The following is a 24,290-nucleotide window of genomic DNA, read 5'->3' as shown; positions in this document are numbered from 1 at the left end:
AATTCTATGTTTACCATGACCATGAAGCAGATTCTCACCCCGTCCCGGCAAAGCGGGCGGCATGAGCAAATCCGCCCATCCTGTTTCCGAGTCGCGGTGGCTTGCCGCTTCGGTGGCATTTGCCGTCCTCGCGCTGACGCCGTCGGCGGCGCATGCCGCGCCGAAGCTGGTCAACGCGAAGTCGGTCACAGGCGGTAAGGCCGCTTGCCCTGTCGCCGCAGGCGCTGCACCCGCGGCCGACATCGCACGCGCCATATTGGGCGGCGCACCGAGCGCGCTCGACCGCATCCGGGCGGAGCAGGCGGCCGCCGCGCCGCTCGCCGCAAGCTCCGAGCGCCCGCCCGTCCGGCAGACGCTCGAGCCTGCGAGCCGGGATGCCGTGTCTTTCGCGCTGCCTCTCACCGATTGCGGAGCGTCGTCGCTTTTCGCTCCGCTCGCCGAAGCCGACCCCGCGTCCGAACTCGGCACGCGCGCGATCCCGGTCAGGCGGACGCGTTTCGATGACCGCTGGGACCGCGTCCGCCACGCCGCGCCCGCAGTGCTGATGCAGGGCAAGCTGCGCCGCGCGAACGCTGCGCCGGGGCTGAACGAGCGCGAATTGCTCGCGCGCGTCAACCAGTGGGTCAATCGCGAAATCGCCTATGTCGGTGACGACCGCAATTACCGCCAGCGCGATTTCTGGGCGACCGCCGAACAGACGATCGCGCGCGGCAAGGGCGATTGCGAGGATTTCGCGATCCTCAAGATGCAGATGCTGCGCGCCGCGGGGATCGATGCCGGGCGGATGAAGCTGGTGCTGCTCCGCGATCTGGCCGCCAACGCCGACCATGCCTTTCTGCTCGTTCAGACCGATGCGGGCAAGCTGGTGCTCGATAATGTGACCGACCGGCTCTATGACGGCAGCCAAGCCAATGCGGTGCGCCCGGTGCTGTCGTTCAGCGGCAACCGACGCTGGGTGCATGCCTACCGCGGCGCGCAGCCGTCACCCAATCTCGCCGCAATCCCGGCGTCGCAGAAAAACTATACGCTCGCTCTCAACAATCAGCGTTCGGTGAGCGCCGATCCGCTGACCTTCAAGACCGGTTTCAGCAAATAGCTCAGCACCGATTTCTTGCCGGTCACGATCTCGACATCGCATAACATACCCGGCGTGATCGGGAGCCGGCGGCCGTTCGAGGTCAGATAGGCGTTCGTCGTTTCGACGACGACGGTGAAATAGGCCTGCCGCTCGACCTCGTCATAGATGCTGTCGGCCGAGACGCGGACGACCTTGCCGTTGAGGCCGCCATAGATCGAGAAATCATAGGCGGTGACCTTGACGTTCGCGGGGTCGCCGACCTTGATGAAGGCGATGTCGCGCGGGGTGACGCGCGTTTCGATGAGCAATTTGTCGCCGAGCGGCACGACCTGCATGATCTGTTCGCCCGCATTCACATAGCCGCCCAAGGTGTTGACGAGCAGGTCGTTGACGACGCCGCGCGCCGGCGAGCGGATTTCGGAGCGCGCGAGCCGGCCTTCGGCGCCGCGGATCGTCTCCTCATTGACCGCCATTTTCGTCCTCAGCTGGCTGCGTTCGTTAAGCGCCTCCTGCTGGAAGTCGAAGCGCGCGCGCTGCACCTCGGCGCTCGCCTCGCGCACCGCCGCCTGCGACCGCGAGATCGCCTGGCGCGCCGCGGCGAGCCGGCCCTGAATATCGACGACCTCGCGCTGCGCGCTGAGAAGCTCGGTCTGCGGCACGACGCCCTTCGCCGCGAGCGGCGCGAGCATCCCCACCTGTTCGCGCGCGAGGCGGAGGCTGCTTTCGAGCGACGAGGCGGTCGCCTGCGCTTCGGCCATGTCGCGGCGGCGCTGTTCGACGCTGGCCGAGAGCGCGGCGAGCTGGCTTTGCAGCGACGAGCGCCGCACTTCGGCGAGGCGCGCTTCGTCGCCGCAGTTCGTTCCGGTGCAGCCGGCGCCGCTGCCGCCTTCGCCCGCGAGGCGCGCCGCGCGCTGGGCGAGGCGGGCGTTTTCGGTTTCGAGCTGGCCGAGCTCGGACTGCGAGGTCGTATTGTCGAGGCGGACGAGGAGCTGGCCCTTCTTCACCGTCTGCCCCGAGCGGACGAGGATTTCGCGGATCGTCGAGGGCTCGGCCGACTGGATGATCTGCACCTTCGACGAGGGGATCACCCGCCCCTGCCCGCGCGACACCTCATCGACGCGCGCGATGCTCGCCCATAGCAGGAAGAGGACGATTCCGGCGGCGGCCGCAACCATGATCTGCTCGCTGCCGCGGAGGCGTTGCCAAAATTTGACGATGCCCATGGCTATGATCCGGGCTGCGATTCGGGCGCGGCGGCGGCGCCCTGCTGGCTCGTCAGGCTGTCGAACCGCGACTGGCTTTGCGCCGGGTCGGGGATGTTGGGGACCCAGCCCTTGCTGACGTCGACGCGGCCGCCGACGTCATTGTCGGCGCGGTGGTCGGTCGGGTCGCGCGGCGGCGGCGCGCCCGGGGCCGCGATCGCTTCGCCGGGCAGAGCGTCGGCGGCGGCGCTGCCGCCCTGATAGAGCTGGCTGAAGGCGGGGATAAATTCGGCGCCGGCATAGGCGTCCGAAAAGGCGCGCGGCTTGCCCCACGATCCCGGCCAGCGATAGAAGATATGCGCGCCGATCTGTTCGATCTTGGTGAGTTTGGGCGCCCAGCGCGGCAGCACATAATTGGCGTGATAATGCGTCGCCATGCCGACGCTCGCCTCGACATGGCCCGACAGCGCGGCGCGCGCGATCTCGGCCGAACGGCGCCACAGCGCGGGGACCGGCGGGCGGCGCATCGATCCGTCGCACGCGAAGCTGAACTGGCATCCGGGGCGCGAACTGCCCTGATAGATGACGCCGCACACGGTGTTCGGATAGGCGGGGTGCTTCATCCGGTTGAGGATGACCTGCGCGACCGCCGCCTGGCCCGCGTCGGATTCGGTCGCGGCTTCATAATAGATCGCCTGCGTCAGGCAGCGCTGCGCGTTGGTCGCCTGCGCCAGCGAGATCGTCGGCATCGTGAAGGGCCGTGCCGCCTCGACCGGCAGCGTCGATAGCGGGAGCAGCGCGTTGCGCGCGACGGCGTCGGCGCCCTCGGCCGCCGGGACGATCGAGTCGGTTTCGGTCTCGGTGATCAGCTTCGCGATCGCCTTTTGCTTCGCGGCCTTCGCGGTTTGAGCCGGGTCGGCGTTCCAGCCCGCCACGAAGCGCGACAGGCGGTCGTTCGATGCGGCGAAGAGGATTGCGGCGGCAGCCAGCGCAAGACCGAGCAGGACGAGCTTGAGATGCTTCGACGGGCCTCGCCTATCGCCATCGGCCCAAGGCGCTTCGGCGCGCGCGGCGCCGTCGCGCCCGATGTGGAGTTCGGGGATCATGATGCAGCTTCCCTGCTCGTCCGCGCGAGGATTTCGGCGCGCGGGCCGTCGGCGACGATGCGGCCGCCGTCGATGACGATGATGCGGTCGCACATCTGGAGGATCGCCTCGCGGTGCGTCGCGATGATCAGCGTCTGCGATTTCGCAACCGCGCTATCGAGCGCCTCGATGAACAGCCGCTCGCTCTGCGTGTCCATCGCGCCGGTCGGTTCGTCGAGGAAGAGCAGGCGCGAGGGCGAGGCGAGCGCGCGCGCGATGGTGAGGAAGCCGCGCTGGCCGCCCGAAAGCTGCCCGCCGCGCTCGCCCGCCCCTCGGTCGAGCCCGGTTTCGTCGCGGCCCATGAAGCGGTCGGCGCCGATCGACTGCAAGGTCGCGAGCAGCTCGGCATCGGTCGCGGCCGGCGCGCAATATTGCATATTCTGCTTGATCGAGCCGCTGAACAGCACCGCGTCCTGCCCGACGAAGCGGAATTGCGAGCGCAGGTAGATCGGCGAATGCTGGCGGCTGTCGAGCCCGTCGATGAAGATATTGCCCGCCTCGGGCGCATAGAGGCCGCAGAGCAGGCGCCCGAGCGTCGACTTGCCCGACGCGACGCGGCCGACGACCGCGATCCGCTCGCCCGCCGCGATCTTGAGGTCGATGCCGATGAGCGACGGCGCCGCGGCGCCGGGATAGGTGAAACACAGCCCTTCGACCGAGACGTCGCCTTTGTCGATCGTCAGGTTCAGCGCGCTGCTGCCCATGCGGCGTTCGTCGCCCGCTTCGATCATCTGCTGGATGCTCGCCATCGTCGTCAGCGCCTGGCGCCCGCGCGTCATCAGGAAAGCGAGCTGGCCGACGGGCGCCATCGAGCGGCCGGCGAGCATGACGATCGCGATGATCGCGCCCATCGAAATCTTGCCCGCGTCGAAGAGATAGAAACCGCCAACGACGAGCGCGAGACCCGAAAATTGCTGGCCGAGCGTCGCGAGGTTGATCGCGGCGGCGCCGGTGCGGCGCATCACCGCCTGCGTCCGCGCGCTGGTGTCGACCATCCGGCGCCACTGGCCGAGCACCTGCCCCTCGGCGGCGCAGCTCTTGACCGTTTCGGCGCCGCCGATCGCCTCGACGAGCATCGCGTGCTGGATGCTCATGTCGGCCTGATTGTCGAGCGAGGCCTGCATCATGCGCCGCTGGAGAAAAAAGCCCGCGACGCCCATCGCGGCGATGATCGCGAGCGGAACGAGCGCGAGCCAGCCGGCGAGCACCGCGATCATGATCAGGAAAAGGAAGAGGAAGGCGAGGTCGACGATCAGCACGATCGTCGTCGAGGCGAAGAAATCGCGCACCGATTCGAATTCCGAAACGCGGCGCGCGAGCATCCCGGTGCTGCCGCGCCGGTCGGCGAGCGGCATGTTCAGCACCTTCGAAAAAATCTTCTCCGACAATTTGACGTCGAGGTCGCGGCCGAGATCGTCGAGCAAGGTCGCGCGCGCGAGACGCAGCGTGAATTCGATCGCGAAGGCGAGCAGCGCGCCGATCGCGAGCACCCAGAGGCTCGACACCGCCTTGTTCGGGATGACGCGGTCATAGACGTTCATCGTGAACAGCGGCAGCGCGAAGCCGAGCAGGTTGATCATCAGCGCCGCGCCGAGCACGGGATAGAAGGAACGGCGCATCCGCCGCACTTCGCTCCAGAACCAGTGGCGCTTCGCGGCCTCGTCCCACGGCCGTTCCTCGGCGCGGATCGCGGTCGGGTCGGCGGCGACCGCGACCGCCTGTCCGGCGTAACTGTCCTCGACCGAGGCCTCGTCGGCCCAGAAGGGCGCGGCGGCGCCGGGTTCCCAGACGAGATATTGTTCGTCCTTCGCCTCGAGCAGCACCGCGCAGCTGCCGTCGCTGCGGCGGACGATCGCGGGCAGCTCGCGCGCGAGATGCCGCACCTTGCGCGCATCGAGCCGCTCGTTGTTGATCAAGCACAGGTCGAGCGCGGCCTCGGCCTGATGAAAGGGGAGGAAGCCGCGTTCGTCGCGCGCGAGCGCCGACAGCGCCCCGCGCTGAAAATTTTGCCCGAAATGCTGCGCGACGAAGAGGATGCAGGCGATCAGCGGATCGCCCGGCGCCTCCTTGCCGATACGCGCAATCGTGGATTGATCCTGGAACATGTCAAATTTTTCTATTTGGAATCAATCCACCGACGATCATTGCGGGTAGCGGCGACGCTGAAGCTCGGCGGGCGCCGGCGGGCCGTAACCGACCTCTTCGCGCGCATAGACGCGGCGCGATTCGGGGGCGGTCAGGTCGAACGCGTCGAGCAGATTGTTGGTCGAAGCGAGGATCTGATAGACCGCGAACATCTCCGAAAAGCGCGCGGTTTCAGCGCGGACCTGAACGTTGAAGCGCGTGTTCTGCGCGTCGAGCACGTCGAGCAGCGAGCGGCGGCCGACCGAAAATTGCTCGCGATAGGAGAGCAACAGCTCGTCGGTCGACTTGCTCTGATCGACCAGGTCGCGGAACACCGCGGTCTGCGTCTCACGGGCGTTCCACGCGCGGCGCGTATCGGCCTCGGCATTGCGTTCGGTTTCGTGCAGGCGGAAACGGCTCTCGCTCGCGCGGCGCACCATCTCCTGATATTTCGCACGGTTGATCCCGCCGTCGAAAATATCCCAGCGCAGCACGACGCGGCCGAGCAGGTCGTTCGTTTCGCCGCGGAAGGCATCGATATCGTCGCCGATCCGGCCCGACAGTTCGAGGCCGATCGTCGGGGCGAAATCGCCCTTCGCCTTCTTCGCTTCGGCATTGGCGGCGTCGACATCGGCTTGCGCTTCGAGCACCTTGGGGTGCCGCGCGCGGGTGAGGCCGACGGCTTCGCTGAGGCTGCCGGGGAGCTTTTCGGCCATCGCCGGCGGCATCTGCACCTCGTCGACCTGAAGCCCGCTCAACGCGAGCAGTTCGATCCTGGCATTTTGCAGCGCCTCCTTCGCTTCGCTGACGCGCACGCTCGCCGCCTTGGCGCGTTCCTGCGCCTGCTGGAGGTCGGCGATGCTGATCGAACCCGCGCTCACCCCGCTCGACAGGTCCGAGACAAGGCTGTTGTGAAAGGTCATATTGTCCTCGGCGGCGGCGACGACGCGCTGCTGGAGCAGGACGTCGAGATATTGCCGCGCGCTTTGGAGCGCGATGAATTCGGAGCGTTCGACGACGCGCAGCGCGGCGCCGTCGACGCGCGCCGCCTGGCGCAATTTCTCGCCGCGGCGGCGGCCGAAATCGATCAGAGTCTGCTCGGCGCGGATCCCGGCTTCGAGCGGATAGAGTTCGTCGCCGGCGATGCCGAGCGCACGGCGCGTCGAATTTTCGAGCCGCCGGACGCCCGCCGACATTTCGAGCGTGATGCGGGGCAGATAGAGGCCCTTCGCCTGTTCGAGCTCGAACTCGATCGCCTGCTTGTTCATCTCCGCCTGATGGATTTGCGGGTTCGAATCGATCGCGACCGCCATGACATTCTGCATGCTGGTCGGCTCGGCCGAAGCCGAGGCGGCGAAAAGCGACATGGCGAGCGCCGAAGCGAAGCCGGCGAGCTTATGTTGCGCTTTCATCACTGTCCCCCCATCCCGTTTACTTCGACTTCGACGCGCCGGTTTTCCGGCGTCCGCTGGCCGTCGACGGTCTGGACGCGCGGCTGGCGCTCGCCCATTCCCGAGACGGCGATCGTGCCCGCCGGAATGCCCGCGCCGCCCATCATGTCGGCGATCGCGTGCGCGCGGCGCAGGGCGAGGCCGTCGTTATAGCTATCGGGGCCCGACCGGTCGGTGTGGCCGACAACGGTGAAGTGCGCCCAGCCGCAGCGCGCGCGATTTTCGGCCATGAAAGCGACCGATTGCGCCGCGTCGACGGGCGGAGTGGTCGAATCCCAGTCGAAATAGAAGGTCGAGGCGACCTCGGGCGGGCAGTTTTCGGTGCTCGGCGGCGGCGGCACCAGCGGCACCTCGGCCGCGGGCTGCGGCGCGCGGGTCATCATGCCATAGGCGAAATCGCAGCGGCGCAGGCTTTCGGCGTCCTTGCTGTTCGATTTCAGGAACCCCAGCGCGATGCCGCACTGGACCTTCGCCTCCGACGCCCAAGCGTAGCTGTTGCTATCGGCCGCAGCCACCGCGGGATCGATCGACATCGCCAGCGCCGCGTCGTAACGGCTCCGCACTTCGGTCTTCAGCTCGCCGATCGGCCGATCGGCGAACGGCTGCGCCATCGCGCCGCTTGGCTGGACGAGTGCCAGCGCCGCCAGCGCCCCCACCATCCATTGTCCCGGTTGATATGCCATGGTCTAATCGCCCTCCCACTAGGTCTTTCTGGTCCTGAAATGCGCCGGTCAGGCCGTCGCCAATTGGTGAAGTTCCTGCTCGATCGTCGGATGCGGGACGATCCCCGCCTCCAAAATCACGCTTTGATCCAGCAATTGCGCCAGATCGAAGGCGGGCGCTTCGGCCGCTTCCTGTGCGGTCCCGGCACCCGCGACGGTGTCGATGAGCTGGTCGATCGCATTGGCGCCTTCGAGCACTTCGGCGAGCACCGCCGTCGCGGCCGGTTCGGGCGCGGCGGCATCGGCGATGGTGGCATCGGCCGGCAGCGCGGCGAGCGCGAGCAGCCCGTCCATCAGGCCCTGACCCGGCGCCGCATGGTCCGCGACCTGGTCGAACAAGGCATCCGCATTATCGTCCGGACCCGCATCGCCCCCGGCGTCGGTGCGCCAGTCGCCGCGATCCGCGTCGATCGAAGCGGGCGCCGCGTCGTCGTGGGCGGTCGTCGATGGAGCGGACCGGGCGTCCTCCTCCCGTTCAGGCGCGGTTTCGGCCGCGATGTGCGGTGCGACCGCGCGGGCGATTTCGGTCAGCGCGGGGGCGCCGCTTTCATCGGCCGCTTCGATGGTGACGACATTTTCACTCACGGTCTTGTCCGTCGCCGGGCCGTCCGGCCGCTCGTCATGCGCGATGGCGATCAATGATGCGGCGACCAGCGAGCCGGTCAGCGCCTGGTTGCCCGCCGTGCGGTCGGCATCGTTCGCGGCGCGCGGGGTGATGAACGACACGTCGCCGACCGCGCCGCCGCTGCCGTCGGTGCGCGTGAAGCTCGCCTCGCCATGGACGATCACCTCGCCGTCGCCCGCGACATAGGCCTGTTCGTCCGAGGTCAACGCGATGCTGGCGATGCCGAGATCGGCGAGCGAGCGGAACTCGCCCGCGTCGGTGACGCCGTCGCCGTTCGCGTCCTGCCACACGCCGAAGCTGGCGAATTCGGTGTCGGCGGTGCTGAGCTGACCGTCGCCGTTGCTGTCATATTGCAGGCGCAGCCCTTCGAGGTCGGTCGAGCCGGCGACCGAAAAGCTGATCTCGCCGCCATCATTGGCGATGCCGTCGCCATTGGCGTCGCGGACGAGGATGCCGTCGCCGCGGCCCGCCCACGAGGTCGCCTCGCGCACGCTGTCGCCGTCATGGTCGAAGGCGGCGCCCGCCGCCGCCGAGACGAAATCGAGCCCGTCGCCGCCGAGATCGAGCGTCACCGGGGTGACACGCGTGCCGATCAGCGTGTTCAAATTGGTGATCGTGACGCCCTGCAACTCGACGAGGATGTCGTTGACCGGGTCCGGATCGGTTCCGACCTGCTGATAGACGAAGGTCCGCGTGCCCGCGACGAAGGCGACGGTCGTCCCCGCGGGGCCGATGTTGTTGCTTTGCAGATAGTCGACAGCCGCCGCTACCCGCGCGTCGCTCGACAGGTCCAGCGCCACGGTGAAGCTATTGTTGTCGTCGAAGCTGATCACGCCGTTGGTGACCGAATGCGACCGGACCGGTTCGCCGCCGATCGTCAGCCCCGAATTGATTCCGTTGACGATCCCGTCGCCGTCGGCGACCGGCGTGCCGGGCAGGTTCAATATGTCGGTCGCCAGATCGAAATCGGTGATCACATCATGCCCGGTGATCGTCCCGGCATTGCCGCTGCCGCCCAGCGTCGGACGGCTTTCGCCCGCGTTAAAGACGAAGCTGTCGCTCCCCGCGCCGCCGGCCATGACGTCGCGGCCCGTGCCGCCGGCGATCAGATCGTCGCCGCCGCCCGCGTCGATTATATCATTGCCTTCCTGACCGAGGATGACGTCGTTTCCGTCGCCGGCGCTGATCGTGTCATGGCCGCCCGTTCGGCCGCTTTCCTGCGCCAGTTCCGCATAGTTGGCGCGGACATAGGCGATCGTGTCCTGCCGGTTCCAGTCCGCGCCATTGCCCGCGGGATCGATCGATTCGGCACTCACCCGGCCTTCGAGCGTCTGGAACACCGCCCAGCCCGATCCCGACGACAGGTTCACGCCGAGGTCGGCGGCGAGCGTGTCGGTGTAGAGCACGTCGCCGAAAATGACGTCGGCGCCGCCCCCGCCGTTGATCGTGTCGTTTCCGGCTGCGGCGAGGTCGGTCGAGCCGCCGAGAACCTGAAGCACGGCGGCCAGCTCTTCGGCCGAGGCCGCGTTGGTCGCGCTGCCGGTTCCGCCCGAAGCATTGCCGTCCTCGACATCGCTGAGCCGGGCAAGGAGGGTCGAATTGACGTTGACCCCGACCGAATCGATCGAATAGCCGGTCGCGAGGATCAGCTGCGGTTCGTTCGTGCTGTCGTCGATTCCCAGAACCTGATCCATCGAATTCTGGACGTTGGTGGCGTCGCTGTCGCTGCCATTGCCGCCGCTGTTCCAGACCGTGGGATTGCCGTCCGAAACGAACACGACCTTGTTCACGTCGGCGCCGGCGATGCCGTTGCCGCCGTTGATCCAGCCCAGCGCCTCCTGAAGCCCGTCCTCATAATTGGTGCTGCCCGACGCCGACATGCCATCGACAGCATCCTTCGCGTCGTCGACCTCGCCCGTCTGGACGACGCCGTTCACGATCAGGTCGAACGTCCCCAGATTGTCGCCGTCGCCATCGAAATCGATCACGGTGATGCGGACGTCCTTCGCACCCGATTGCGCCAGGCTGTCGATCAGCGCGTTCACGCCGTTCTTGAGCGCATCCATCCGCGAAATCGTGGTGTTGCCGAAGTCGATCTGCGTCGTCATGCTGCCCGAGCTGTCGAGCACGAGCACGATATTCGCCTGCTGCCCCTCGGTGATCGTCACCGAGCCGGGGTCGCCGACGAGCGTGTCGTCGAAGGCGCCGCCCGCAATCGCGCCGTCGGGCTGGCCCTGCGGGTTGGCGACGACATGGTCGGTCGGCTCGCCGGCGTCGTCGTCGGTGGCCGAACCGACGACGAGCAACGGCGGCGCGGTGGTGATCGCCAGCGAGCCCGGCGCCGTGTCGCCGTCGCCATCGACGATCGTGACGGGCACGTTGAAATTCACCGGATTTTCGGTCTGCACGACCGCGCCGAAATCGCCGATCTTGAACGTATCGCCGCCCGCGTGGTGGAATTCGATGCTGTTGTAGCCGTCGGCGGTGAAGCCCGCGACGACGGTATTCGTGACAACACCGGCGACGGTCGCTTCGTCGTTGGCGAAGGTCACGGTAAAGTCCTGACCGCCAACATTATAGGTGCCATTGGCCGTCACGGAGAGCGTCGCATTGTTGAAGCTGATCGCGACCTTGGTGATCGTGTCCTTGACCCCGTCGCCGATGTCGTTGTCGGTGTCGATATCGTCGCGCGCGACAAGCCGGACGCTGCTGCTGGAACCGATATTCGTAAACAGCGCCGACGCGCCGTTCGCATTGTAATGCGAGTCGAAGGCATGGTTCTGGTTCGCCAACACCGCATAACTCTGTCCGCTGTTCGGCGAACCCGTGAGGTCGACGACGAAATCGACGCGCATCGCCTCGCCGGCGTCGACCGACTGGCCGGCGCCGATGCCGCCCGTTCCGTTGTTGGTGTTCACGGTGCCGCCGTCGACCCCGCCCGTCATCGGCGTCAACAAGAGATCCTGGCTATTGTTGTCGCCCGCCACCGAGAAACCAGCCCAGGAAGTATTGCCGCCGTTAAAGTCATAACCGCCGTCGTCGAAATCGATCGTCGCTGTCGAATCGAGCTTCTGAACCATCTCGACCTGATATTGATTGGCATGGCCCGCCGGTTGCAGGCGGATGATGAAGACATCGTCGCCGTTCGGCTTTTCGGCGGTCAGCACGGTGCCGTCCGCCGAAAGGACATAGGTCAGCGCCTGGCCGCCCGCGGTCAGATTCTGGCCTTGCAGCGCGGCGATCGTCGCGGCGGTGAAGATGACGCTTCCGGGGCCGTCGCCGCCGTAATTATTGTCGACGTCGCCATCGCTATCGAGCGACTGATAGACCGACGAGCCCGGCGCGTTGATCAGCCCGGCCGCCAGCGGCGCGATCGCGATGGGCGCATCGTCTTCGAGGCCGATCGTCAGCGCGGTCGTATTGGTAACGGTGGTCGTGCCGTCAAAGACGCTGACCGGCACCACAAGCGACAGCGCGTCTTCCTGCGTCGTGTCGGGGTGGTCGATCGGCCCCGACAGCGTCACGCTGTAATTGCCGCCATTGTCGATCGCGACGCTGATGATCGTGTCGGTCCCGACCTTGCCGAGCAAGAGCTGCGGATTGGCCGTGTCCCAGACGATCGGCTGGCCGCCCGAGAACAGCGCCGTCGCGGGCGCGCCGAGCGACAGCGTCAGCGGATCGCCGTCGGGATCGCCGACCGTAATCGTTCCGGTGCGCAGCGTGAGGTTGGTCGTGTCGACGGTCCCCGCGCCGTCGGGCAAGCCGCCTGCCAGCCCCTCGTCCGAGACGGCGGTCGCCGCCGTTCCGATCGTCGGCAGGTCGTTCGTGCCGTTGATGGTGATTTTCAGCGTCGTGGTCGCCTGGTCGCCGTCGCCATCGGTGATCGTATAGGTGAAGGTCTCGGTCAGTGTCTCGCCGACGCCGAGCGCCTGCACCGCCGCATTGCCGTTGCTCAGCGTATAGGTGTAGCCGCCGCCCGCGTTCAGCGTCAGCGAGCCATAGCTGCCACCCAGCGCCGCACCGACGTTGCCCGCGACCGCCGTCGCCGACGTCCCCGCCGCGACCCCGGTCACCGCCGCGCCGTCGGCGCCCGCGGTGTCGGCGCTGCCCGGTGCGTTAGTGGTGCCGATGCCGGTGATGACATTGCCCGTCGCACCGCCCGGCGCATCCTCCGCCACCGCATCGGTGTCGGGGCGCGCGGTCGGCACATCGTCGACGATGGCGATCGACAGCAGGCTGTCGGTATCGTCGCCGTCACTGTCGGTCAGTTCGACGGTGAAATCCTCGAACAGGCTGTTCTCGCCCTGCACATTGGGGTGCGTTTCGGCGGCGTTCAGCGTGTAGCTGTAGCTCACCTCGCCGGTCGCGGCGTTGTAGGCCGTGATGTTCAGCATATTGCCGAGCGGCGTCGGGATCGCCGCGGGCGTGAAAACGCCATTGTTGATCAGCTGCACGCCATGGATCGACAGGTTCGCGACCCCGTCGGGCGCCGAGATATTGAAGCTGCCCGTCGTGGTCAGCGATTCCTTTGTCGTATCGGATCCGGCGGGGAGGTCATCCTCGTCGACCGTCGCGTCGCCGCCGCCGAGCTTGGGCGTGAGATTGGTGATGGTGACGCCATCGTCGGCGCCGGTCAGCGTGACCGTCAGCGTCGCGGGGTCGCTGTCGCCGTCCTTGTCGGTCAGCGTGTAGGTGAAGATGTCGGTCAGCGTCGCCCCGGGGGCGAGCGCATCGATCGCCGCCTGTCCGGCTGGGGTCAGCGTATAGGTCTGCGTCCCGTCGGGATTGACCGTGATCGTGCCATAGCTGCCCGTCAGGCTGGTGAAGCTGCGACTGCCGAAGCCGTCGGCGCCGTTGCTGTCGTTGGTATCGACGTCAAAGATGACAGACGCGGGGCCGCCTTCGGTCAGGCCCGCGCTGTCATCGTTCGCGACCGGCGCGTCGTCCTTGAAGACGAGATTCTGGCCGATGTTCGCGGTCGCGGTCGCGGTGTCGCCGTCGGCGTCGGTCACCGTCGCGGTCAGGGTGATCAGATTGTCGGCCGAGAGCCCCGCCGGCTGGTCGGGACCGCTGTCCGGCGTGTGCATGACGGCGCGGCTCTGGTCGAGCGTCACCGTTCCGTTCGCCGCGACGCCGACCGTGAAGACAAGCGCGTTGGTCGTCGCGGTACGGCCTTCGACGATGTTGCCGTTGAGCACCAGAACGACCGCTTCGTTCGTCGCGCTGTCGACGAGGCCGGTCGCACCGGCGCCGATGCCGAGCGCATAGGTCACCGAATTCGCCGCCGCGGCGCCGTCGGCGCCAAAGGCCGGCGTGAACACCGAAGCGAAGCTGGCGCCGTCGTCGCCGGCGAAATTGCTCTCGTCGACGGTCAACGTCGGCTGCACCGTGCCCGCAACGACGGTCGGCGCGTCGTCGTCGAATGCGATGCGCAGCGTTCCGGGCGCGGTCGATCCGTCGCTGTCGATCACCGTGAAGCCGAGCACGACCGAGGCGTCATTCTCGTCGCCGCCCGGCGTGTGCAGGACGTTGTCGAGCAGCGTAACCTGATAGGCGCCGGTGGCCGGATTGGTCAGTTCGACCGTGAACAGCGCGCCGCGCGGTCCCGTGGCGGTCAGCGTGTTCGTGCCGGCGTTCCAGGCGAGCTGGACCGATTCCTGACCGACGCTGACGGACAGCCCGTCCATCGCGGCGAAGTTCACCGAGCCCGCGCCATCGCCGCCGAAATCGAGATTCAACAGGCCGCTGAAGGTCGCCTGATCATTGTCGCCGTCGCCGTTAGGGTCGGCAAGGTCGCCGGTCATGCTCGCGGGGTTGCCGCCCGCAAGCGCATCATCGTCGACCGACGCCTGCGTCTCGCCCGCGGTCGGCGCATTGGCGTCGGTGATCGTGAAGCTGATCGCCGCGGTCGCGGCGTCGCCGTCGCCGTCGGTGACCGTGTAGGTCGCCGAGGCGCTGCCCGTTCCCGGCACCGCGGCATCGGCGGTGAAGCTGTAGCTGCCGTCTGCCTTCACCTTGATCGAGCCGTCGCCGATGTCGATGATCTGCGAAAAGCCGTCCATGCCGAAGACCAGGGCCGTGCTGTTGATCGCGGTAACGCTCGCCCCGTCGGCGCCCGCGACGAAATCGAGCGTGCCGGTGACGGTCGCGCCCTCGGCGACATTCTGGTTCGGCTCGGGCGATGCGGCCGGAACGTCGTCGATGACCCGGACGTCGAGGCTGGCATTTCCGACCGAGCCGTCGCTGTCGGTGACGGTGACCGCGAAACTGTCGGTCACATCGTCTTCGCCCGCCGCCGGGTGGGTCAGCGTGTTGTCGTCGAGCACATAGGCATAGCTGAAAGTGCCGCCGATCACCGAGCCATCGGCCGCCGTGAGGGGGGTAAAGCCGGTGATCGTCACCGTACCGAGCGGGCTCGTCGTCGTCAGGCCGGGGGTGAAGACGCCATTCGTCATCACCTGCACTGCGCCGATGGTGACGTCGTCGAGGCCGTCGGGCGCGTCGATGGTGAAGGCGCCCGTCTGGGTCAGCGCCGCCGCATCGGGCGACGAGCCGTCAGGAAGGTCGTCCTCGTTCACGACCTCCTCGCCGCCCGGGACCGCCAGGCCATTGATCGTGACGCCGTCGTTGGCGCCGTTGATTAGGATCGTCAGCGTCGTCGTCGCGGGATCGCCGTCGCCGTCGGTGATCGTGTAGGTGAAGATTTCGGTCAGCGTCTGCCCGGCCGAGAGGCCCTGCACACTGCTGTTCGCATTGTCGAGCGCATAGCTATAGCTGCCGTCGCTGTTCAGCGTCAGCGTGCCGTAGGCGCTGACCAGCGGCGCGCCGACCGTGCCGCCCGCCAGCGCTGTGACGCTCGCGCCGTCGGCGCCCGGCGTATCGGCCACGCCGTCGGTGGCGTTCGCATCGGGACTGACGCCACCGGTCAGCACATTGCCGTCGGCGATCAGCGCGCCGTCCTCCGCGACGCTGTCGGTGTCGGGCTTTGCGGCGGGAATATCGTCGGTGACCTGCACCGTGACGACCCCGGTCGCGAGATCGCCGTCGGTGTCGCTCGCCTGCACAGTGACATTGCCGAGCCCCTGCGTCTGCGCGGCATTGGCAATCGCGTGCGGCAGATTGTCGGCGAGCGTGACGGTGACGCTGGCGTTCGCGGGCGCGCCGGGCGCGATGCTCGCGGGTGCGGTCAGGCTGATCGTGATCGCGGCGGGCCCGCCCGGCGTCAGCGAACCGGTAATCGTCTGGCCATCGACGAGCATCCAGAAGATGTCGGTGCCCGTGCCGTCGAGGCTGGCGGTGAGGTCCGCGACGCCGGTGAAGGCGAAGCCCGACAGCGTGTCCGACCCGGCGGTGAAGCTGAGGTTGCCGCTGGCGGTTTCGGCGTTGCTTGCCGGATCGCTGCCGATGCCATTGATCGCGGCTTCGTTCACGGTCAGCGTGATCGGCGCCGCGCCCACCGGGTTCGCGCCGTCGGCGATCGCGATCGTCAGGCTGTCCGACGTCGGATCGCCGTCGCGGTCGACCGCCGACAGGGTGAAGCTCGCCGACGGATTCGCAGCGTCGTTCTGGTCGCCCGTGGCGGCGAAGCTGAAGCTGCCGTTCGCGCTCACCGTCAGCGTGCCGGTCGGCTGCGCGATCGACACGCTGCTGCCGGGGGTCAGCGCGAGCGTGGCGCTGCCGCTGCCGAAGGTCACGGCGACCGAGGTCACGCCGTCGGCGCCGACGTCGAGCGTCCAGCTGCCGTTGACGGTGGCGCCTTCGACGACGCTCGTCGGCGTGTCGGACAGGTTGAGGGTGGGGAGGTCGTCGACGATCGTGACGCCGAACGCGCCCGACGACTGGGTGCCGTCATTGTCGGTGACGGTGAAGCCGATGCCCGCAAGCAGATCGCTGTCCTCGACGCCGGGAAGCGCCTGATCGACCGCCTGCGCCAGCGTGACCGAATAGCCGTAGGTGACTTCGGTCGCGCCGGGGCCGGCGGCCGCGGTCGTCAGGGCGATGCGGATCACTTCATTGCCGCCGACCGAACCGACGAGATCGGCGCCGTCCTTGGCGAAGGTCACCGGCGCGCCGCCGACGGTAAGCTGCGTGTCGAGCGCGGGGCTGTCATTGAGGACGAGCGAGCCCGCGAGCGCCCCCGGCACGTCGCTGCCGAAATCGACGGTGATCGTGCCGGCCGCGCTCGCGCTGCCGGTCGAGGTCGTTTCGCCGGGCAGGCCGTTGTCGACGTTCGCGCCAGCAAGCCCGTCCTCGTCGACCGTCACATCCTGCGCATTGCGGATCCGCGGCGCCGAATCGGCCACCAGCGTGATCGTCGCGGTGGCGACGTCGCTGTCGCCGTCGCCGTCGGTGATGCGATACTGGAAGCTGACGGTGCCGCTTTCCTGCGCCGCGGGGGTGTAGGTGAAGCTGCCGTCGCCATTGTTCACGAGCGTGCCGGTGCCCGTCAGCGAACCCGCGACGAGCGCGACCGCCGACGGCTGGACGCTGTCGGCGCCCTGCACGTCGTTGGCGAGCACGTCGATCGTGACCGGCGCATTCTCGACCGTCTGCACCGTGCCATCGTCGATCGCGCCCGGCACATCGTCGGTGATGCCGATGTCGATCGCCGCGCTGGCGCTCGACCCGTCGGCATCGGTGACGGTGACGCCGACGCTGTCGGTGCGGTCGTCCTGTCCCGCCGCCGGATGGTCGGTGCGGTTGTCGTTCAGCGTGTAAGTGTAGGTGAAGCTGCCGCCGATCACCGATCCGTCGGCGCCGGTGACCGGGGTGAAGCCGGTGACCGCGAGCGTGCCATAGGCGGTCGCGATCGATTGCGGCGTGAAGCCGCCGTCGGCGGTGACCAGCGTCAACGGCGCCCCGAGCGGCACGCCGTTGAAGCTGTCGAGTATGACGCTGCCCATGCCGTCGGGGGTCGACACGCTGAAACTGTCGCCGTCGGTGACGCCGTCGGGGATCGCGTCCGATCCCGGCGCTTCGCCGGCGCGCGCGGGCAGATCATCCTCGTCGACGGATAGCTCGGCGCCGTCGGCGTCGAGACCCTCGATCGTCACGCCGTCGTCGGCGCCGTTGATGGTGATCGTCAGCGTCGCGGTGGCCGTATCGCCATCGCCGTCGGTGATCGTATAGGTGACGCTGTCGGTCAGCACCTCGCCCGCCGAAAGGCCCTGCACCGCCTGCGCCGCATTATCGAGGACGTAGCTGTAGCTGCCGTCGGCGTTCAGCGTCAGCGTGCCATAGGTCGTTGCGAAGGCGGCGCCGATCGTGCCGCCCGTGACCGCGGTCACGCTCGCGCCGTCGGCGCCTTGAGTGTCGGCGACGCCGTCGGTCGCATTGGCGTCGCCGCCACCCAAGCCTGTCAACACATTGCCGTCGGCCGTCGCCGCGCCATCTTCGGTCACGCTATCGGCATCGTCGCGCGCGGTCGGGACATCGTCGATGATCCGCACGTCGAGGCTGGCGTTCGCGCTCGATCCGTCGCTGTCAGTGACGAGGACGTCGAAGCTGTCGGTGACGCTGTCCTCGCCGGCCGCCCCATGCGTCAGCGTGTTGTCGGCGAGTATATATTCATAGGTGAAGGTGCCGCCCACGACCGAACCATCCGCGCCGGTGACGGGGGTGAAGCCGGTGACGTTGACCGTCCCGAGCGGACTGGGCACCGTCGCGGGCGCGAACACGCCGTTGGTCACGACCGGCACGCCGCCGACGGTCACATTGCCGAGGCCGTCGGGGGTCGAAATGTTGAAACTGCCGTCCTGCGTCAGCGCGGCGGCATCGGGCGAGGAACCATCGCCAAGATCATCCTCATCGACCGTCAGTTCGGCGCCCTCGGCGTCGAGGCCGTCGACCGTCACACCGTCGTCGGTGCCGTTGATGGTGATCGTCAGCGTCGTCGCCGACGTGTCGCCGTCGCCGTCGGTGATCGTGTAGGTGAAGATCTCGGTCAGCACCTCGCCGGCGGAGAGGCCCTGCACCGGCTGCGATGCGTTATCGAGGACATAGCTGTAGCTGCCGTCGCCGTTCAGCGTCAGCACCCCATAGGCGCCGGCGAGCGGTTCGCCGACGCTGCCGCCGGCCACGCCGGTCACGACCGCGCCGTCGGCGCCTTGAGTGTCGGCGACGCCGTCGGTCGCATTGGCGTCGCCGCCACCCAAGCCCATCAGAACATTGCCGTCAGCGGTCGCCGCGCCGTCTTCAGCCACGCTGTCGCTGTCGGCGCGCGCGGTCGGCGCGTCGTCGACGATCATAATGTCGAGCGTATCCGACGCCGCATCGCCGTCGGCGTCGGTGATGATGAGGTCGAAGCTGACCGTCGTGCCGTCGCCGTCGAGCGTGTTGTCGATCAGCGTATAGACATAGGTGACCGATCCCTCGCCCGTCGCGGGATCGAAGCTATAGCCGGTGACGACGAGCGTTCCGGTCGCGTCGCTCGAAATCGTCTGCGGCAGCGCGCCGGGGTTCAGCGTCGTGCCGCCGATCGCGACGCTGCCGACGCCGTCGACCGCAGTGAAGGTGATGGTACCGCTGGTCGAAGCGCCACCACCTCCACCGCCCCCGAAGGCCGAACCCGGGGTCTCGCCATCGCGGCCCGGCAGGTCGGCTTCGTATACGATGGTGCCGTCATCACCTTCGCCCGGGACGAAGGTGATGACGGTCGGTGCGTCGGCGATACGGATGGTCAGGGTCGCCGTCGAAGTATCGCCGTCGCCGTCGGTAATCTGATAGGTGAAAACGTCGTCGACCCCGCCCGGCGTCCCCGGATCGCGGACGTAGGAATAGCCGCCGTCGGCGCCGATCGTCAGCGCGCCATATTGGCCCTGCACCGTGCCGGGCGCCGCAAAGCCGCCTTCGCCGTCCGCGCCGCGAATGCCCGTCAGTGCCGCGTCGTCGGCGCCCGGCGTGTCGGCGCCCGCCGCGCCGCTCGTCGTCCCCGCACCGGTCAGCACATTGCCCGCCTCGGGCGCAAAGCTGCCCGCCGGCACCGCGTCGGTGTCGGCGCGCGCGGTCGGGACGTCGTCGATGACGTCGATCGTCAAAGTCGCGGTCGCGGTGTCGCCGTCGCGGTCGGTGACGACGACCGTGAAGACGTCGGTCGGATCGGCGTTCGCATCGCTGTTGTCGGCGAGCGTATAGCTGTAACCGACCTGGCCCGGCGTCAGGCTGGTGATCGTCAGCTGGCCGAGCGGCGTCGCGATGACCTGGCCGACCGCGGTGATCGCGGTGCCGTTGATCGTGATCGCATCGAGGCCGTCGGACGCATCATAGACGATCGATCCGGTCGTGGTTTCGCTGTTCGCGGCGCTGTCGCTGCCCGCGGGTTCACCCTCGCGCACCGGAAGCCCCGCCTCGTCGACGCTCGCGGTGGCGGCCGCGGCCCCGGCGGGCTGGTCGGGGGTAAGGATGACCACCTCGGGTTCGTCATCGGGGATGGCGGGCAACAGCTCGCGGTCTTCGGGCTGCGAAAAGGCGAGTTCGGTGTAGGGCAGGAGGTCGCCGAGCGCATAGGCGTCCTGGATCGGCCCTTCGGGGTCGGCGAAATTGCCGCCCGAGCTGCGAACGCCGGCTTCGGGATTGAGCTCGCCGAGATTGTCGAGCAGCTGCGCGACGGTGCTGGCGGGCACCGTATCACCGTCGATGACGATCGAGGGAATATCGACCGCGCCGTTCGGGATGATCAGCACCTGGCCGTTCGGCAGCGTGACGATCAGGTCGGCGCCCGATACGCTGACGTCGTCGATCGACGCGCCCGCGGGCAGGACGATGCGTCCGCTCGCGTCGGGAACGAGGATCGCCTGGATCGCGAGCGGCAAGGCGGATGCGGTGGCGGTGACATACGCGGCGGCCGCCAGGAAATCGCTGTCCGGCGCGGCCTTGTTCGTCTGATCGGCCGATGCGCCGTCATGTTGAGGACCAATGATTCCGTCGCGGACCGGATTGTCGAAAGCATCCATGTCTGTTTCCCTCGCACGCACCTCGCCCTGCCGCGAAAACGGCACAGCAAAATTTCCACCAATGTCAGTGCGACCCACTGTCCGAGCGACTCGGACCTTCCCCACCCATCAGGAGAGCATGGAATCTCGAGACTCCGCAAGCGCGTTAACAATTTTTTAGGAAAGCCGGTCTTGGACTTGACCTTCGCCATCCCCATGCGACATTTCAGAGCAGAAGAGGGTTACTATTCAATAAGATGCAATATCTTGCCGAAGCGGCGCCGGGCTCGCTACCCGCCCGATTGCGTCCCGATTCGGTCCACAAGATGCAACGGCTCGTCGCAACCCCCAGCGGTCGGCGAGGGCAAATCCGTTTAATTGTTTAGTCGCGAGGGGCTCCTTTGGACGCCCGTGCCGACCGGGTTTTTACGCATTCGATCCGGCGACCGGGCCGGCGACAAGGCAATATTAAGCTTGCCGCGCGATAGCTGTTCGCCAAAGGAGACGGTGGTGAGATCGCTGCTCGCCCATATCGCGGAACCCGCCCTGACCGCCGACCGCAGGCGGATGCGGCGGCGCACCTTGCGGCTTGACGTCGCGGCGCGTTCGGCGACGACCGAGGTCGCGGTCGTCATCCGGAACCTGTCGCGAACGGGCCTTTTGATCGAGACCGATGCCGCCTTCTCGCTCGGTGAAACCTTTCTGCTCGTCCTGCCCGAGCTGGGCGCCGCCCCGGCGCGCGTCGTTCGCGCGGACGGCCGGCGTTTCGGGTGCGAGTTTCTGGCGCCCGTCCCGGCGAGCGCGATCAGCGCCGCGCTGCTCAAGGCGTCGCATGACGACGCCGCGGGCGACGATGCGGACGCGACGGCGGCGGTCGATTTCGGGGAACTCTATCCGCGCCGTCGTTCGAGCGCGGTCCTGTTCACCGCGCTGACGGCGCTGTTCAGCGCAGTGATCCTGCTCTTCATCGTCGCGCTCGCGTCGCTGACCTTCTCCTAGGTCCTAAGCCCGATCGATCGCCCCCGCATCGAGCAACGGCGCGGCATCCATGTCGCCCGCGCCGAGCAGGTCGGCCAGGCGTTCGGTGCCCGCGAGCAGCATCGCCTGTTCCCATGCGGGGAGCGCGGCAAAGCGGTCGGCGAATATTTCCTGCAACATGTCGGGCGCTTCGGCGAGGCAGCGCCGCCCCTTCGCCGTCGCCTCCAGAAGTACGCGGCGCTTGTCCTGGTCACTCCGCGACCGCGACGCGAGATCGAGCGCGACGAGACGGTCGACGATCGCCGTGATCGTCGCATGGCTGAACTGCAACCGCCGCGCGATCAGGCCCGGGGTCACCGCCTCGCCCGTATCGATTTCGCGCAGCACCAGCAATTGCGACGGCGTCAGCCCCGTCGCCGCGGCAAGCCGGCGGGTGCCGCCGTCGGTCGCGCGCAGAACGCGCCGCAAGGCTTTTAACGTCGCATTCGCAATCTCGGATTCCATGGCCTTCATTAGCGGCCCGGCAAGCGCGCGCCAACGCATTATCCCCGATCGCCCACCCGTGACGCAGGCATGTTATATATTTCGATATATGAAATAAAATTACGGTAGCGGGTTGCGCGATTGGCTTCAATCCTTATATTTTGCGCGAACTGCGGCCTCGACGGGCCGCCAAAATCCGAAATTTATTTCAGGAGATGAAAGATACTAGATCGGCAAAAAGACGAAGAGTCATTGCCTCCAGCGAAAGATTTCGACGCGATTGCGGCGCCCGAAGCCGACATAGGCTTCCGCCGGCCGATCGCGGCCGACGGACCGGCGATCACCGCCTTGATCGCGGCGTGTCCGCCGCTCGACCGCAATTCCCGCTATTGCAACCTGCTCCAGTGCGAACATTTCGCCGACCATTGCGTCATCGCCGAGAAGGCGGGGCGGATCGTCGGCTGGGTGTCGGGCTATCGCCCACCGTCGGATCCGGCAGCCTTTTTCGTGTGGCAGGTCGCCGTCTCCACCGAGGGGCGCGGGAAGCAACTCGCCAGCCGCATGATCGCCGATCTGCTCACGAGGCCGGCTCAGGACGGCGTGACGCACATGATCACGACGATCACCGCCGACAATCAGGCCTCGTGGGGACTGTTCCGCAGCCTTGCCCGCAAATGGAATGCCGAGCTTGAACGCAGCGCGCTGTTCGAACGCGAGACTCATTTCGCGGGCGCCCACGCCACCGAATATCTGGCCCGCATCGGGCCGCTCGACCGCATGAAGATAGACGCAGAACAGGGATAGACACATGATTACGACCCCCGAGCCGTCCGGCGCGATTCCGGACAGGACGATCTATGAGCGCCGCGAATCGGCGGTGCGCAGCTATTCCCGCTCGATGCCGCGCCAGTTCGGCAAGGCGGAAGGCGTGTGGATGCACGATGGCCAGGGCGGGCGTTACCTCGACTTCCTGTCGGGCTGCTCGACGCTCAACTATGGCCACAACCACCCGATATTGAAGCAGGCGCTGCTCGATTATATCGCCGCCGACGGCATCGCGCACGGGCTCGACCTCCACACCGATGCCAAGCAGGATTTCCTCGCCACCTTCGAGGAGCTGATCCTGAAGCCGCGCGGGCTCGACCATCGCGTGATGTTCACCGGCCCGACGGGCACCAACGCCGTCGAAGCCGCGATCAAGCTCGCGCGCAAGGTCACGGGCCGCGAAATGGTGATCGCCTTCACCAACGGATTTCACGGCATGACGCTCGGCGCGCTCGCCTGCACCGGCAATGCCGCGAAGCGCGGCGGCGCGGGCGTGCCATTGAGCCACGTCGCGCACGAGCCTTACGATGGCTATTACGGCGCCGATGTCGACACCGCCGACCTGCTCGAACAGCGGCTCGCCGATCCGTCGAGCGGGCTCGACGCCCCCGCGGCGATCCTCGTCGAGACCGTGCAGGGCGAAGGCGGGCTCAACGCCGCATCGCCCGAATGGCTGCGCCGGATCGCCGACATTGCGAAAGCGCATGGCGCGCTGCTGATCGTCGACGACATCCAGGCCGGCTGCGGCCGCACCGGCGGCTTCTTCAGCTTCGAGGATATGGGCTTCACCCCCGACATCGTGACGCTGGCGAAATCGCTGTCGGGCATGGGCCTGCCCTTTGCGCTGACCTTGCTGCGCCCCGAACTCGACCAATGGTCGCCGGGTGAGCATAACGGCACCTTCCGCGGCAACAACCATGCGTTCGTCACCGCAACCGCCGCGCTCAAGCATTTCTGGAGCGGCGGCGATTTCCAGCGCGACGTCAAGCGGCGCGGCGACCTGCTCGAAACGCGGCTCGCCCGCATCGCCGCCGACCATGGCTTCGAGGTGCGCGGCCGCGGCATGATGCGCGGCGTCAATGTCGGGTCGGGCGAGCTTGCCGCGACCGTGACCGCCGCCTGCTTCGACGCCGGGCTGATCATCGAAACGAGCGGCGCCTATGACGAGGTGATCAAGGTGCTCGCCCCGCTCGTGATCGACGACGCCGTCCTCGGCGCCGGCCTCGACATTCTCGAAACCAAGATCCGGGACGCGATGGCCGCCGACTACGCCGTCGCCGCCGAATGATACAGGAGACATTCACATGATCGTTCGCCACCTCAACGAAATCCGCAAATCCGACCGTAACGTCCGCTCGGACGGCTGGGCCAGCGCCCGCATGCTGCTCAAGGACGATGGCATGGGCTTTTCCTTCCACGTCACCACCATGTTCGCCGGCACCGAGCTCAAGATGCACTATCAGAACCATCTCGAAGCCGTCTTCGTGCTCAAGGGCACTGGCACCATCGAGGATCTGGGAACGGGCGAAATCCACCGGCTGGAACCCGGCGTGATGTATGCGCTCAATGCCCATGACCGACATATCGTGCGGCCCGAAACCGATATTCTGACGGCCTGCGCCTTCAATCCGCCGGTGACCGGCAAGGAAGTGCACGACGAAACGGGCGCCTATCCGGCCGACGCCGAGCTCGTCGTCGCCGACTGACATTCAGCAAAACAAGAAAGG

The 24,290-nt window shown here is 67.3% G+C and carries 12 protein-coding genes; 5 read left to right on the top strand and 7 right to left on the bottom strand.

The window, feature by feature from the left end; translation table 11 throughout:
* The first annotated feature begins 112 nt into the window (after window positions 1–112).
* Window positions 113–1,096, top strand: a complete 984-nt coding sequence (locus tag GGR90_RS19705) for a transglutaminase-like cysteine peptidase (protein WP_167922282.1) — start codon at window positions 113–115, stop codon at window positions 1,094–1,096.
* Here the strand turns inward: GGR90_RS19705 and GGR90_RS15400 are convergent.
* From GGR90_RS15400 to GGR90_RS15375, 6 genes are read right to left on the bottom strand one after another with little or no spacing between them, the layout of a single operon-like run.
* Window positions 1,042–2,301: an HlyD family type I secretion periplasmic adaptor subunit gene (locus GGR90_RS15400; RefSeq protein ID WP_167922281.1), complete on the bottom strand. Its 1,260-nt coding sequence runs from the start codon at window positions 2,299–2,301 to the stop codon at window positions 1,042–1,044. The two genes, GGR90_RS19705 and GGR90_RS15400, sit on opposite strands and share 55 nt — an antisense overlap.
* Before the next feature lie 2 nt (window positions 2,302–2,303).
* Entirely contained in the window at window positions 2,304–3,386 is a 1,083-nt protein-coding gene (locus GGR90_RS15395; protein ID WP_167922280.1) for a cell wall hydrolase, read from the bottom strand.
* Window positions 3,383–5,530 (bottom strand): type I secretion system permease/ATPase, encoded by a 2,148-nt coding sequence (locus GGR90_RS15390; RefSeq protein ID WP_167922279.1) that lies wholly within the window; start codon window positions 5,528–5,530, stop codon window positions 3,383–3,385. The genes GGR90_RS15395 and GGR90_RS15390 overlap by 4 nt, the downstream gene beginning before the upstream one ends.
* A gap of 36 nt (window positions 5,531–5,566) precedes the next feature.
* Entirely contained in the window at window positions 5,567–6,961 is a 1,395-nt protein-coding gene (locus GGR90_RS15385; RefSeq protein WP_167922278.1) for a TolC family protein, read from the bottom strand.
* Window positions 6,961–7,683, bottom strand: a complete 723-nt coding sequence (locus GGR90_RS15380) for an OmpA family protein (RefSeq protein ID WP_167922277.1) — start codon at window positions 7,681–7,683, stop codon at window positions 6,961–6,963. Before GGR90_RS15380 ends, GGR90_RS15385 begins: the two co-directional genes overlap by 1 nt.
* A gap of 48 nt (window positions 7,684–7,731) precedes the next feature.
* Window positions 7,732–20,298: a VCBS domain-containing protein gene (locus GGR90_RS15375; RefSeq protein ID WP_167922276.1), complete on the bottom strand. Its 12,567-nt coding sequence runs from the start codon at window positions 20,296–20,298 to the stop codon at window positions 7,732–7,734.
* Between the two features lie 489 nt (window positions 20,299–20,787).
* Between GGR90_RS15375 and GGR90_RS15370 the strand changes: the two genes are divergently transcribed.
* Window positions 20,788–21,276: a PilZ domain-containing protein gene (locus GGR90_RS15370; protein WP_167922275.1), complete on the top strand. Its 489-nt coding sequence runs from the start codon at window positions 20,788–20,790 to the stop codon at window positions 21,274–21,276.
* 3 nt (window positions 21,277–21,279) lie between these two features.
* Here the strand turns inward: GGR90_RS15370 and GGR90_RS15365 are convergent, their stop codons facing one another.
* Window positions 21,280–21,759: a MarR family winged helix-turn-helix transcriptional regulator gene (locus GGR90_RS15365; RefSeq protein ID WP_167922274.1), complete on the bottom strand. Its 480-nt coding sequence runs from the start codon at window positions 21,757–21,759 to the stop codon at window positions 21,280–21,282.
* 279 nt (window positions 21,760–22,038) lie between these two features.
* Between GGR90_RS15365 and ectA the strand changes: the two genes are divergently transcribed.
* Genes ectA through GGR90_RS15350 form a run of 3 tightly spaced genes read left to right on the top strand, consistent with a single transcriptional unit; the run spans window position 22,039 to window position 24,269 of the window.
* Window positions 22,039–22,542, top strand: coding sequence for a diaminobutyrate acetyltransferase (ectA, locus tag GGR90_RS15360; RefSeq protein ID WP_167922573.1), 504 nt, complete (start codon window positions 22,039–22,041; stop codon window positions 22,540–22,542).
* Window positions 22,543–22,546: 4 nt separating this feature from the next.
* Complete coding sequence (gene ectB, locus GGR90_RS15355) at window positions 22,547–23,851, top strand: diaminobutyrate--2-oxoglutarate transaminase (protein WP_167922273.1); 1,305 nt, start codon at window positions 22,547–22,549, stop codon at window positions 23,849–23,851.
* Between the two features lie 16 nt (window positions 23,852–23,867).
* A complete protein-coding gene (locus GGR90_RS15350) occupies window positions 23,868–24,269 on the top strand; it encodes an ectoine synthase (protein ID WP_167922272.1) in 402 nt (133 codons plus the stop codon).
* Window positions 24,270–24,290: the final 21 nt, after the last annotated feature.

It is taken from the genome of Sphingopyxis italica (genome assembly GCF_011926545.1).
In the GTDB taxonomy this organism is placed as follows: Bacteria; Pseudomonadota; Alphaproteobacteria; order Sphingomonadales; family Sphingomonadaceae; genus Sphingopyxis; species Sphingopyxis italica.
This window is presented reverse-complemented; position numbering and strand designations above follow the sequence as displayed.